Origin of the sequence: Thalassotalea loyana (assembly GCF_030161435.1) — a bacterium.
In the GTDB taxonomy this organism is placed as follows: domain Bacteria; phylum Pseudomonadota; class Gammaproteobacteria; order Enterobacterales; family Alteromonadaceae; genus Thalassotalea_G; species Thalassotalea_G loyana.
Map to the genome: position 1 here is coordinate 87,219 of NZ_BSSV01000007.1, position 13,636 is coordinate 100,854.

Consider the following 13,636-nt stretch of genomic DNA (forward strand, 5'->3'; position numbering starts at 1 on the left):
TTTGTTATCATAGCTTCCTCTTTAGTAGAGTTCTTACTCTAATTTATCTCTAGTTCTAAAAGTTAAGTAGAAGTTATGTTGTTACTTGTCGTTTTCGTTAGTATTTTAAGTGCTTGTTTTTTCTATGTTCAAGCTGTGTGCAATGGCCTTGGTAAGAAGCGCTGGGCGTTCGCTGGTTTAGTGTTTGGGCCGTTGTTATTGCCAATGTTTAATATGCAAAAGCGAATGAAGGTATATCGTCAGTACGGTATTCCAGGGCTTTTGTTTAACGCTTGATTAGTGAGAGTAAACGATTCCTTGTTATAGATGCGCTAACTTCCTTGTAGCGTGTCTAGAGGTTTGATTTTGGTACTTAATAGAGTGTTATTAAGATTTTGGGTTAGCTCCACCAAGTGGTAGCTGATACTTCTTTGATTTCAATGCGAGCTGCAATAGGATTTTCTTCAATCTCTGTCACAAATAAGTTTTTAATAAATTTAATCATGATACTACCTTCCGATTAACTATTGATTTCGGTGTCTAAACTTTAACGCCACGACCTTTTGCTACTTTAACGCCACGGCCTTTAGCTGCTTCTTCATAGTCGCTTACCTTAACGCCACGACCTTTAGCTGCTTCTTCATAGTCGCTTACCTTAACGCCACGACCTTTAGCTGCTTGTTCATAGTCACTAACTTTAACGCCACGACCTTTTGCTGCATGAATCATGTTGTTTACTTTTACGCCACGACCTTTTGCGATTTTTTCGATTGAAGAAATTGTGCCTTGAGATAGGTTTTGCTGTTCTAACTGAGTTTGGTTGTCTGCAAGTGGAGATGTTGACAAACCAAGTGCTAAGATAATTGAACTAATCATTTTTGTTGTTCCTATTGATTGAAAGTCGATTAATAGTTAGCAGGATTGATGCCAAACTAGTTTCCCCATGTTTTTATTGGGCTAGTAGGGGAAAAACCATTGGAGTTGGGGTGGCGTCAAATTTTTGAATCATGACCTGAGTGATAAAAAAAACGCACTGACAAATTAATGACAGTGCGTTTTCTTAAACTTCTTAAACTCAGCTTAGGTCGTAAACTTAGTTGATTTGTCGGTGGTCCGATACGATACCAAATAATTTTGAAAGTCTTTTTCTGACAGTGGCTTGCTGTACAAATAACCTTGCATTTGTTCGCAACGAAGCCCTGATAAGAAACTTAACTGAGGTTCTGTTTCAACACCTTCAGCGACAACGTTTAAACCTAGGTTATGTGCGATAGTGACGATGGTAGCTACCATGTTTCTGCCTTGATCAGATATTTCAATATCATCAACAAACGCTTTATCAATCTTTAACGTGTTTAATGGGAATTTCTTCAAGTAGGCGAGTGAAGAATAACCTGTGCCGAAGTCATCTAATGATAAGTTAATTCCCATAGCGCGAATTTGCAACATGGTGTCAATCGCTTCTTGTGGAGAGTCCATTACCGTTCCTTCGGTAATTTCAAGCTCTAAATACTTTGCTTCTAAACCAGTCTCTTCGAGAATGTCGCTGATAACCTTCACAAGGTTTGGTTGAGTAAATTGAACTGCAGACAAGTTAACGGTAATTCGGCCATTGAATAACCCAGCATCTACCCATTTTTTAGTTGCGATACATGATTTTCGTAATACGACTTCACCAATACCAATAATCTGTCCTGTTTCTTCTGATACAGGAATAAACACACCCGGACTAATGATTCCTTTTGTTGGCGTTTCAAACCGTACTAACGCCTCCATACCAGAAATTTTACCTGTGCTTATCTCAATCTTAGGCTGATAAAAGACTGAAAAATAATCCTCTTTTAAACCATGGCGAATAAGGTTTTCAATTTGCAAACGTTTTACTGCTTGTTTGTTCATCGATTCGCTAAAGAATTGGTACTTATTACCGCCTTGATCTTTTGCATGGTACATTGCGGTATCCGCATTTTTTAGTAGCTCCTGAGGGGTAGCACCATCTTCAGGGAACAAAACAATACCAATACTGCTATATAGCACAAGTTCTTGGTTCTTCAGTTTTAATGGCTGTGCAATTGTTTTAAGAATGTCTTTTGCGATTGTTGTTATCGTGTGAATATCATTCGTATCTTCGATAATTAAACTAAATTCGTCACCACCTAAGCGATATACTGAGTCTTGTTTTCGTCCTACGTTCAATATACGCTCTGCAACTTTACATAAGAGTACGTCACCGACCTCATGGCCCATTGAGTCATTGATTTTCTTAAAGTTATCTAAGTCGAATACAAGTAGAGCGTGCGGTGTTTTGTTCTTTACAAGCTTCGCTTGGTTTGCCTGGAAATATGATCGATTTGGCAAGCCAGTTAAGGTATCTGAATTAGCTAGCTTTCTTAACTCAGCTTCTGTTTTCTTACGTTGTGTGATGTCAGAAAAAACACCTACAAAGTGAGAAATATTGTTGTTCTCGTCTCGAATTACGTCAATATTTAAATCTGTTAGATACAGGTCATTATTGTTTCTTAAGCTTTCTACTTCGCCGTGCCACGACCCTTTAGTGATTAAATGCTTTTTAACGTTCTGATTAAATGCTTCAGAATAACGCGTGAACTTCATTGACGTACCAAGCATTGATTGACGGTTTTTTCCTGTTATTTTTTGGTAGGCCTTATTGACATCTACCGTGATAAACTGGCGATCGTAGATTATGACGGCATCTGAAATGTTTTCGATACACTTTGCGAATAATTTCAAGCGCTCTTCGGCTGTTTTGATATGACTGATATCTTTGAGCGTCCCCGTCATACGGGTTGCTTCGTTATTTTTATTGCGCTCAACGATTTTTCCGCGATCAAGAATCCACATCCATTTATCATTTTTACCCTTTACGCGGTAGGTCGCTTCAAAGTGAGTTGAATCATCTTCAAAATGCTCATTTAATGCTTCACGTACCCGTGGAATGTCTTGAGGGTGAATATTTGTTTGGTCTGTGCCAAGGTTTCGTCGACCATCTTGTGGGAAGTCTAAAATACCCCAAATATTAGAGCGATAGATTTTACCTGTCGAAATATTCCAGTCCCACATTTCGTCGCCACTTCCCCATAATGAAAGTTTTAGGCGTTCTTCACTTTTCTTTATTTGGAGGTTGTATTGTCGCTTGTATCTGGCTTGTTGAATAAAATAAGCAACAATTGCCAGAAACATTAATATGTATACGAATAATGCTTTACTCGATAACCACCAAGGCGGCAAAATATTTATTTTAACAGAAGCGCTTTTTACGACATCAGGATAGTATTTATCGAAAGCTTCCACGTTGAACGTGTAAAGTCCTGCACTAAGATTTGTGTAGGTCGCTCGCTTATTTGAGTGATCAGTTTCTATCCATTCTTCATCTAACCCTTCTAGCTTGTATCTATAAATCAACTGCTCCATCAAGGTAGGGTTAGGAGATACAAATTCTATAGTGAAAGGTGAGTCTTTATGATTTAACGTAAATGTTTCAGTTTCACTTAACTGATTCTTTAAAATAGATTTTTTACCAGTTAATGGCACTATGTTCTTGTTTAATATTCGCAAGTTACTTAGTACTGGCTGGTGTATTTCTTGTTTGATTGATAAGGCTAACTCAGTATCAACTTTATGAATTCCGTTAAGTCCACCGTAATAAAAATGATGATCTTTTGTAAATATTGCAGATGAATACATTGCTTCATTAATTTGCAATTTATAATCAGTATAAAAGTTAACGCTTTTGCCTGTCTCAGGACTTAATACGCTCACACCATTTGTGGTAGACACCCAAGCATTGTGATTGTCATCAATAACTAATGAATTAATCATATTATTGATTAACCCGTTATTGGTGTTATACGTTTGTTGACTACCATCAGTTTTAATTAAGAGAACACCAATATCTGATGATGTCAGCCATACGTTATCATTATCAACAACCATTTTCTCATAGTCAGATAGAGCGATATCATATTTAGTTGCTATATCGCCTCCAATTGGATTCCTTCCGTAACTATTTGCTGTGTATATTCCACTTTCGTTGAAAAACCATAACTGCCTGTTTTGCATGAATAAAGACTTTGCAGTTATATCATGTAGAATTGGTGAAGAGTTTTCTGCTTGGAGATTCAACGAGTTTAATTGATTTTGGGAATCTACAAACCATAGCGTTTCCCCATCAATCGCTACCTGACTTGGCGTTAAATAATTAGTACTGATATCAATGGCACTAAGTTTTACGAACGAGAAGTCTTTGACTTTTATTTTGTAGATTTCTTGTTGGTATGTAATTGCTAGAACATATTCGCTGTTAATGAGCTTTAAGGTGTTAATTGAGTCTGCGAAGGGAAGAGTAACAGGCACTAAATTAGTTCCAGTCATTTTGTTCAGTCCAGTAGTTTCTCCACTCAATAAAATCGAACCATCTGGTAACTCCAATAACTGTTCAATTGAAGCACCGCCTTCAGTATAAGCGATTGGTAAATGCTCAAATAGAGAATACATTGGGCTAAAAACTGAAAGACCTTTAGAAGAACCAACATACATCGTACCTAAACTACTTTTATAAATTTTTCGTGTTTTGTTACTGGATAACGATGAGCTTATAGACGCTGATTTTTGAATACTAATTTCATTTGAATTGGTGTTGTATATTATGAGGCCATTTGCACTAGCGAACCACAATGTGTTTTCATCGTAGATTGCAATGGACCTTATAGGGAACGAATTTTCTGAACTATTGACTGTTTCAATTGGCTTTAAATTGCTTAAATCTTTATCCAATGAATACACACCAATATCCGTAGCTAACCAATATTTTTCATCGAAGTATGTAATGTCGAACAGACTATTTGCATTTAAGGTAAAATCGTATTTATTGGTACCTTCGCTCAGAACAAATGTAAAGGACAGAGCTTCGTTTGAAATAAAAACACCATTTCCATATGTGCCAAACCAATAGTTACCTTTTTTGTCCTGATAAATATTGATTACTTCCTTTAATTTGTGCTCAAAGCCTCTAATTCTTATTTTACGGAAGTTATTATTTTCTTCATCGAACTTGTGTAGGCCGCTTACTGTCGATACCCAAATATTACCAGAATTATCTTGGTAAATATCCCATACCTCACCGTCAGCTAATGTTCCTGGATCATCGGAGACATGGTAATAATTTTCAAAATTATCTAATTGTCTGTTGTATTTACTCAATCCATTTGCAGTTCCAACCCACAACGTATTCGATTGATCAACCAAGATTGTTCTTATGAAGTTTGAAGCAATAGAGTTGCTATCTCCATTATCACGTTTGTAATAATGGAAATTCTCCCCGTCAAATCTATTTAAGCCCTCTTCAGTAGCTAGCCAAATAAATCCTTGATGATCCTCTGCAATGTCAATGATAGTACTCTGGGAAAGGCCGTGTTCAGTTAAGAATCGATCAAACTTTAATTCTTGGGAAAAGGTTGAAGCATTACTTACAGGTGAAAAAACGAATAACAACGCGAGTTGAAATAAGCATGCGAAACCAACCAAGTTTTTAGAACGGGAAAACAGCACTAATACTACCTTGCTATAAAACAGAAAATATCAACATCACACATTGTTATTGTTTTTAAAGTTAATAAGCCATTAAATGTGATGCGTTGACCTAAGTCAATAAAAATGGCCGATATTATGTTATCGACCACTTAGTATTTTATTTTACCTGTTTTTTGCAAATTTTTACTAACTTCTTGTAAGTCGTTATCTTCGCTGGATAATACAGGCTGATTTAGCTCATTGGCCGTCATTAGACAAATATGGTCGTCGGCGATTTGTTGTTCGCCGTCTTTTAACAAATTCTTTCCTACAAAAGCTTTTATTTGAGCTAATTCCATATGGCTAATGGCATCTATTAATTTTGATTTGTTATTAAATTCTAGGTCTTGGCTAGTAATAGAACCCCAAAATCTTTGGCTTTTTATTCGAAGGCTCGCATCCTTCTCTAAAAGCTGACCTGCTAAACCTGCACGAAGAGAATGCCACTCGGCCTCAGATAATTGGTCAATGAGCGCTATACTCATTCCCACAAACGACTCAATAGCTTCTAATAAGTCCTGGGAATTGGTATGTGGAGACTGGATATAAAGTGCAATACCTGGATAGTAACCCGTGGGCACATAACCAACACCTACTAGGTAACCAAACTGTCTTTCTGTGCGCATTTGTTCAAAGAAATGTGGCGATAATAATTGACTAATGATCATGGCGTACGCCATGGTTTCTACGGTTCTATCATCAAAGGTAAAATAAACAATTGCGGCGTGATCATGCTCTTTCAAATTCAAGTAATGGCATAATTTACCTTGGTCTTTAGTGTCGATTACCGGTACTTCTTGGCGAGCATTATCGTCAGTGACACCATCAAAGGCTTGTTTGACAATACTTGTCATACGTTGTGCATGATTTAATTGCCAGTTGCCATGGATAAACAGTTCCAAATATATCGTGTCAAATAGGGCGCTATAGAACGCCTCAAAATCTTTAAACGTCATGTTATCAAGTGCTTTGATATATTCTTGAGCACCCAATTTTTGAGGTTGAAGCGCACTGCTCAATGCTGAAAATAGCTGAGATATTGATTTACTATCTTGGGTGTTCCTAATGTGCTTTATTAACTGTCTTTTGAATAGTTCGAACTTTTCTTGGCAAAATTGCTGGTTGCGTAGCGAATGAAGCAACTTTTCTAACAATAATGGCTGTTTTTCACTCAAACCAGAAATTTGTAATGTCATGCCACTTTGATGCGGGTATAAGTGATAATGCATTCCCGCAAGTTCTGCGTTGTAATGCTGTTCAGTTACATTATCTGTGAATAAATTGATAAACAGCCTAGTCATTGCAATGTGTTCATCACAACTCACACAAAAAGGGCTATCAATATTTAGATAAATGTAACCTTTGGGTATGTTAAAGCTTTGGTCTTGTTTAAACCAAACGGTTAGCCCAGCATCCTTGTCGATTATTTCAGGTTGTGTTTGTACCTTTTCCTTAATCACAATTGCAGGGTTTTTCACAATATATGGATTTTTTTCAGGCAAAAACAGCGCATCAATTATGTGGGGGTTGTGCCACCGTTCAATTTGCTCTTCATCGATTTGATTCACTCTATATGGCACTTGATACCAGTGGCTGGTTCTATCAAATTCAAGCTGCTTTGATACGTGCATTAGACGTAAATTATTTGGCGATAAATACGCGAGTATGTCGTCTAGAAATTCGTAGTTCATGCCCGCCATGATGTAATCACCATAAATATAGTGTTCACTAGGGTAATAGTGCATGTTCATGACAAGGTGGCTTACTGACTCAATTGGCTTCACTTGTTCTTGAAAGTTAAATGATAAAGAAGCTATCGCCTTTTTTTCTTCGAAATAAGTGCTATCAATAGGCTTGGCTTTTAATAATGCAATATAGCTAAAACATGCTGAAACGATATCATTAACATGTTCCTCCCCCAACTCGGTCAACGCAATAGAGATATTGAAGTCTTTGAAGTTGGAGCCATGAATACCTGATCCAGCACTCAATCGAAGAGCCCAGTGCTGCTGCTTGAGGTAAGACAGCAAACTTCCTGGTCCTTCATGTCCAAGTAAATAGGCAATGAGAGCCTCTGGCTTATACTCATATAAGTCGTCAACACATGGCATGGCGAAGCTTATGATGAGTTGACGATCATCTTTTACTGGGCATACATCAATTTTTATTTGCTGATGTTCAGGTAAATAAATTGGCGCTGTGATTGGTTTACTCGGTTGGTCATTAGAGGTGATGGCACCAAAATATTTATGAGCGAGCCTTTCTAGCTCATCTACCGACATCGGTCCTTCAAGCGCCAGTGTCATGTTCTGGGCGTAATAATGTGTCTGATAGAAAAGGACTAACTCGTCGCGGACATTGCTAGTTTCACGATCAGCTAATGTGTCGATGTTTCCAACACTAAATTGCGAGAAGGGGTGTTCTTGGTTGATCGTTTCTTTGTGGACATCATATAGACGACGAATGTCATCCTTCAATTTCAATTTGAATTCTGCATCGATATTTTGTCTCTCTTTTTCAATGAAATCTTGTGATAGCAAAGGACTAATAAAAAAGTCACTAAACCTTTCTAAGGCAGCATCAAATTGTTGATGAAAAATATCGAGAAAGTAACAAGTATGTTCTGTCGCAGTCCATGCATTGTGGTGGCCACCGTTCTTAGAAATGAATTGTTGATATTCACTACCATCTGGAAAATTTTTGGTCCCCAAAAACAGCATATGCTCTAAAAAGTGAGCCATACCTTGCCTTGATGACGGATCACTAAAGTGACCAACATTTACAGCGAGCGCTGCAGCCGCTTTCTGGCTGTGTTGATTCTCTATTAGCAATACACGTAAGCCGTTGGCTAACGTTAAAGCATGATAATTTTTGTCATCATTGGGGCTTTTTATCAAGCGGTTCTCCAAATTGCCTTTTCATATGACTGCTAACTAATTGTTTTAACTATAAAGCTATACTATTTCTAGATTACTTCAAGCACAATTATGTATCTAAATCGTTATCCTTAAAGAAAAAAATTGTTCAGAGAGAACAACATGTCGACGAAGTTTTGTTACTTAACCTCAAGTTCTTTAACTTTATAGATAAAGTTAGACCAAATTATCGTTAAATTGTTCTAAACAATTTATTTTTTGTGTTTCAGTTAGTAGAAAAGTCTAAAACCTTAATTTTCTTATTCGAATTTGCGTCAATTTCAATTACCATTAATGCAAGTTGAGTGAGAATGCACAATAATAAAACGAAAGTAACTAGCTAGTTGGTGCAGTTAGAGAGAAGTATGCAAATATTAATTATGCGGCACGGCCATGCAGAGCCATTTGGTCAATCCGATGCAATGCGAGAATTGAGCAGACAAGGGCAAATTGAAGCAGAAAAAATGGCTGAATTTTTGCGTAGCCAAGAGCAAATATTTGATGTGATATATCAGAGCCCATATGTACGTGCTCAGCAAACAGCTGACATCGTTGCTAAAACGCTTGGGCAGGAGAGCAAGTTACAAACACTCGATTTAATAACGCCATTGGGTGACGCGAAAGATGTTCATGATTATATTGATGGAATACTTGCAGAACGTGCGTTGGACAATATTTTATTCGTTTGTCATATGCCAATTGTCAGTTATCTTGTTGAGACTCTCACGGCGGGCGTTAACTCTCCTATTTTTCAAACAGCAGCCATTGCACAGATAGAGTACAACCCGTCATCGTGTTCTGGCGAACTAATCGCGATGAATGCGCCATTGTCTATTAGTTAATTAACGCACAAATTTATCTTTAAGTTCGACGAGCACTAAAAGAGCGCCATCTCCACCAAACTCAAGTGGCGCTTGATGGAAAGCCATAACATCAGGATGCTGAACAAGCCAATGCGGAACTTTATTTTTTAAGATACGAGAACCAATTCCATGTACAATACAAACACATTGTGCATGTTCTTTCTGGCATGCATATAACAGTGCAGCAATTTCCTTCTTAGCCTGATGCTGGTCGAGCCCATGTAAGTCCAAAATAAGATCTGGTGTGTAGATGCCACGACGCAAATTTTTCGCTTCAAAACTATCGACATCTTCACGGACAAACTTCATTGGCCCTTGTTGATTTAAATTAGGTTCAAACTCGTCAGAAAAGTGGAATTCCGCAACTTGTTTTTTCGTCTTATTTTGCGCTATTTGCGATTTTGGCTTGCTGGTTCTTTTCGCTGGGTGTATCTTGTCTTGCACCATAGGTTTTATCTTACCTACAGCGTCTTTAAATTGCTGTTTTTCTTGTTCAGATAGTAGATCTTTAAATTTCATAAGCGCAGTCTAAATCATCTGGCTAAAATAACAAGAATTGGCACTTAGATTTTACAATACGACATTTTCACAAGGGGTTATCGGTGACAGACCAATCAACAGAGCAATTAGTAACAGAACTTTCGACAATTAGCGACTTCGTTCGATTTGGTGCGAGTGCATTTAATCAAGCGGGCCTTTATTTTGGACATGGTACTGACAATGCTTGGGATGAATCTGTATTTCTTACCATGTATACCCTCAATTTACCCGATGATCTGTTTAGTCAAGTTGGGCAATGTAAGTTAACCACACCCGAAAAAGAAGAATTATTGGCGATATATCAACGCCGAATTGATGAAGAAATACCGGCAGCCTATATAACAAACCAAGCTAACTTTGCTGGCTTACCCTTTTATGTTGATGAGCGCGTACTAGTGCCGCGCTCACCGATTGGTGAATTGATTGTACAACGTTTCAACAAACAATTACCGGTCGGTACCTCGCCAAGCCGAATTTTAGATCTATGCACCGGCAGCGGCTGTATTGCAATTGCTTGTGCATACCAGTTCCCTGAAGCGGAAGTTGACGCTGTTGATTTAAGTGTTGATGCATTAAATGTATGCCAAATTAACATTGAAAGTCACGGGTTAATGGAACAAGTTATTCCAATTCAATCTGATATTTTTTCTGGGGTTGAGGGCCAAGTTTATGATTTAATCGTGACGAACCCGCCTTACGTAGATCAGGAAGACGTAGACGCATTACCGAAAGAGTTTTTACATGAACCCGAAATGGGATTAGGTAGTGGCCATGATGGTTTAGATATAACACGCAAGATTCTGGCACAAGCCTCACAACACTTAAGTGAACTTGGTGTGTTAATCTGTGAAGTCGGTAATTCTCAAGTGCATTTGCAAGCACAATATCCGGAAGTCGACTTTGAATGGCTTACGTTTGAAAAGGGTGGGCATGGTGTGTTTATGTTAACAAAAGCACAATTAGATCAACATTCAGAAATTTTTAAGGCAAGAGCGTAATAGATGTCAGGTAATACATTTGGAAAATTATTCACCGTAACTACATTTGGTGAAAGCCACGGTTTAGGTTTAGGCGCGATTATTGATGGTTGCCCGCCAGGTATCGAATTATCAGAAGAAGACTTGCAAGTTGATTTAGACAGAAGAAAGCCTGGTACTTCTCGATATACAACAGCTCGTCGAGAAGCCGACGAAGTTAAGATTATGTCAGGTGTATTTGAGGGAAAAACAACAGGTACCCCGATCGGTTTAGTTATTCAAAATACCGATCAACGCTCAAAAGATTATGGCAACATCGCTCAGTCGTTTCGTCCTGGTCATGCGGATTACACGTACAGTCAAAAATACGGTTTTCGAGACTATCGCGGTGGAGGTCGCTCGTCAGCAAGAGAAACGGCAATGCGTGTTGCCGCTGGTGCTGTTGCTAAAAAATTCTTAAAACAAAAGCTTGGTATTGAGATTCATGGTTGTGTGAGTCAAATCGCAGATGTAAAGGCTGAATCGTTTGATTGGCAGCAAGTGGAACAGAACGCTTTCTTTTTCCCTGATGAATCAAAACTTGAGCAATTGGATGAAGTGTTGCGAGGGATTATTCGTCAAAAAGATTCTATCGGTGCCAAAGTAACGGTTATTGCTAAGAACGTTCCTGTAGGGCTTGGCGAACCTATCTTTGATCGATTAGACGCAGATATTGCCCACGCGTTGATGGGGATAAATGCAGTGAAAGGTGTAGAGATTGGTGATGGCTTTGAGGTGGTAAGTCAAAAAGGCTCTGAGCATAGAGATGAACTAACACCTGATGGCTTTGCGACGAACCACTCTGGAGGTGTCTTAGGTGGCATATCTTCGGGCCAGGATATTGTTGCTCATATGGCGTTAAAACCGACCTCAAGTATTGGTGTTAGTGGTAAAACGATTGATGTCGATGGCAAAGAGATGGATATCATTACCAAAGGACGCCATGATCCATGTGTAGGCATTCGTGCAGTACCTATTGCAGAAGCTATGCTTGCGTTAACCTTAATGGATCATTTCATGAGAAACCGAGGCCAAAACGCTGACGTCGTATGTGACACGCCAAAAATTTAATCAGCGATAGACAAAAAAAAGGCAGAGCGTTGACTCTGCCTTTTTTATATCCGAAAAGAAATATTACTTTACTTCTTCGCCTGCTGCTTGTTTGTCAGCATGGTAGCTTGAACGCACAAGTGGACCACAAGCAGCGTGCTCAAAGCCCATTTTGTCAGCTTCGCGTTTGAACATTTCGAACTCATCAGGATGAACATAACGCTCTACCGGCAAGTGATGTTTACTTGGTTGTAAGTATTGACCAATAGTCAGCATAGTAACGCCATGAGCACGTAAATCACGCATTACTTCCAAAATCTCTTCGTTGGTTTCACCTAAACCAACCATTAAGCCTGACTTTGTTGGTACGTCTGGATTGGCTTCACCAAACTTTTTCAATAAATCTAGTGACCACTGGTAATTTGCACCAGGGCGGGCCTTCGTATAGAGACGAGGTGCTGTTTCTAAGTTATGGTTAAAAACATGCGGTGGATGTTCATTTAGGATCTCTAATGCACGGTCCATACGGCCTCTGAAATCAGGCACTAGGATTTCAACTTTAGTGTTTGGCGCATGTTTATCGATTTCTTTAATACACTCTGCAAATTGGCTAGCACCACCATCTCGCAGGTCGTCACGATCAACAGAGGTAATCACGACATACTTCAGTGCCATGTCTTTAAGTGTTAATGCAAGTTTCTCTGGCTCATTGGCATCAGGTGCTAATGGACGGCCATGACCTACATCACAAAATGGGCAACGACGGGTACAAATATCACCTAAAATCATGAAGGTAGCAGTACCGTGGTTAAAACACTCTGATAGGTTAGGGCATGAAGCTTCTTCACAAACTGAATGCAGGTTGTGTTTTCTTAGCGATTGCTTGATATGGTCAATACGCTCAGAGCTTCGTGGTAATTTGATACGTAACCAATCTGGTTTTCTTAACATTGTTTCGCGTTCAGACGGCACAACTTTTATTGGAATGTGCGCCATTTTTTCTGCATCACGTAATTTTGTACCTGGAGTAATGCGTGAAGATTTAGTTGTCATAATCTGCTTTTAACCCTGTTTCATAGCTAACGTCGGTAGCTTTAAAGAGTGATATTAATTCTTGTGTTAATGCATTGCCCGCTTCCTCAACTGTTTGAGGACCGCCAATATTCTTTGTTTGGATCATTTCCAAGCCGGCATAACCACACGGGTTTATTCGTAAGAAGGGCTCTAGATCCATATCAATATTCAATGCAAGACCGTGAAAAGAACAGCCTTTTCTTACGCGTAAACCTAATGATGCGATCTTTTTCTCATCAACATAGACACCAGGAGCGTCTGGTTTTGCATAAGCAGTGATGTCGTATTTAGCTAAGCAAGCAACAATTCCATTCTCGATCAGTGTAACAAGTTCACGCACACCCATTTTTCTGCGACGTAAGTTAATCATAAAATAAATAACTTGTTGACCAGGGCCGTGATAGGTAACTTGACCACCTCTATCAACTTGAACAACAGGAATATTGCCAGGCATTAGCAAATGTTCATCTTTTCCTGCTTGGCCCTGTGTAAAAACGGGTGGGTGCTCTACTAGCCATAATTCATCGGCAATCGAGTCGTCACGTTCATCGGTGAACTTCTGCATAGCATGCCAAACACGGGTATATTCCATGTCGGCAAGTTGTCGAAT

10 protein-coding genes are annotated in these 13,636 nt (G+C 38.8%); 4 read left to right on the forward strand and 6 right to left on the reverse strand.

Annotated elements, in window-relative coordinates; all coding sequences use genetic code 11:
• Nucleotides 1-75: 75 nt before the first annotated feature.
• The gene (locus QQK05_RS14770; protein ID WP_284299953.1) at nt 76-276 is read left to right on the forward strand and encodes a hypothetical protein; all 201 of its coding nucleotides are present in this window, start codon (nt 76-78) and stop codon (nt 274-276) included.
• Between the two features lie 243 nt (nt 277-519).
• Here the strand turns inward: QQK05_RS14770 and QQK05_RS14775 are convergent, their stop codons facing one another.
• The 3 genes from QQK05_RS14775 to QQK05_RS14785 all read right to left on the reverse strand — a co-directional run bounded on the left by QQK05_RS14775 (nt 520) and on the right by QQK05_RS14785 (nt 8,465).
• Complete coding sequence (locus tag QQK05_RS14775) at nt 520-855, reverse strand: hypothetical protein (protein WP_284299955.1); 336 nt, start codon at nt 853-855, stop codon at nt 520-522.
• 204 nt (nt 856-1,059) lie between these two features.
• Nucleotides 1,060-5,547 carry an EAL domain-containing protein gene (locus QQK05_RS14780; RefSeq protein ID WP_284299957.1) on the reverse strand — a complete coding sequence of 1,496 codons (4,488 nt, stop codon included), beginning with the start codon at nt 5,545-5,547 and terminating at the stop codon, nt 1,060-1,062.
• A gap of 131 nt (nt 5,548-5,678) precedes the next feature.
• Entirely contained in the window at nt 5,679-8,465 is a 2,787-nt protein-coding gene (locus QQK05_RS14785; protein ID WP_284299959.1) for an insulinase family protein, read from the reverse strand.
• Nucleotides 8,466-8,848: 383 nt separating this feature from the next.
• Here QQK05_RS14785 and sixA point away from each other — a divergent pair, with 383 nt between their 5' ends.
• Nucleotides 8,849-9,325 carry a phosphohistidine phosphatase SixA gene (gene sixA / locus QQK05_RS14790; RefSeq protein WP_284299961.1) on the forward strand — a complete coding sequence of 159 codons (477 nt, stop codon included), beginning with the start codon at nt 8,849-8,851 and terminating at the stop codon, nt 9,323-9,325.
• Here the strand turns inward: sixA and smrB are convergent, their stop codons facing one another.
• A complete protein-coding gene (gene smrB, locus QQK05_RS14795) occupies nt 9,326-9,865 on the reverse strand; it encodes an endonuclease SmrB (protein WP_284299963.1) in 540 nt (179 codons plus the stop codon). It abuts the gene before it with no gap.
• A gap of 83 nt (nt 9,866-9,948) precedes the next feature.
• On the opposite strand from smrB, the gene prmB reads away from it, so the two are divergent.
• Nucleotides 9,949-10,884, forward strand: a complete 936-nt coding sequence (prmB, locus tag QQK05_RS14800; RefSeq protein ID WP_284299966.1) for a 50S ribosomal protein L3 N(5)-glutamine methyltransferase — start codon at nt 9,949-9,951, stop codon at nt 10,882-10,884.
• Nucleotides 10,885-10,887: 3 nt separating this feature from the next.
• Nucleotides 10,888-11,973 (forward strand): chorismate synthase, encoded by a 1,086-nt coding sequence (aroC, locus tag QQK05_RS14805; RefSeq protein WP_284299968.1) that lies wholly within the window; start codon nt 10,888-10,890, stop codon nt 11,971-11,973.
• Between the two features lie 63 nt (nt 11,974-12,036).
• On the opposite strand, the gene lipA is transcribed toward aroC, so the two are convergent.
• Nucleotides 12,037-13,005, reverse strand: a complete 969-nt coding sequence (gene lipA / locus QQK05_RS14810; RefSeq protein WP_284299970.1) for a lipoyl synthase — start codon at nt 13,003-13,005, stop codon at nt 12,037-12,039.
• Complete coding sequence (gene lipB, locus QQK05_RS14815; RefSeq protein WP_407704899.1) at nt 12,995-13,618, reverse strand: lipoyl(octanoyl) transferase LipB; 624 nt, start codon at nt 13,616-13,618, stop codon at nt 12,995-12,997. The genes lipA and lipB overlap by 11 nt, the downstream gene beginning before the upstream one ends.
• Nucleotides 13,619-13,636 lie beyond the last annotated feature (18 nt).

What these genes read in the sequence shown, in the direction of transcription:
- smrB (WP_284299963.1), bottom strand. Translation starts at nt 9,865, where the DNA reads ATGAAATTTAAAGATCTACTATCTGAACAAGAAAAACAGCAATTTAAA.
- aroC (WP_284299968.1), top strand. Translation starts at nt 10,888, where the DNA reads ATGTCAGGTAATACATTTGGAAAATTATTCACCGTAACTACATTTGGT.
- QQK05_RS14770 (WP_284299953.1), top strand. Translation starts at nt 76, where the DNA reads ATGTTGTTACTTGTCGTTTTCGTTAGTATTTTAAGTGCTTGTTTTTTC.
- lipB (WP_407704899.1), bottom strand. Translation starts at nt 13,618, where the DNA reads ATGGAATATACCCGTGTTTGGCATGCTATGCAGAAGTTCACCGATGAA.
- sixA (WP_284299961.1), top strand. Translation starts at nt 8,849, where the DNA reads ATGCAAATATTAATTATGCGGCACGGCCATGCAGAGCCATTTGGTCAA.
- lipA (WP_284299970.1), bottom strand. Translation starts at nt 13,005, where the DNA reads ATGACAACTAAATCTTCACGCATTACTCCAGGTACAAAATTACGTGAT.
- QQK05_RS14775 (WP_284299955.1), bottom strand. Translation starts at nt 855, where the DNA reads ATGATTAGTTCAATTATCTTAGCACTTGGTTTGTCAACATCTCCACTT.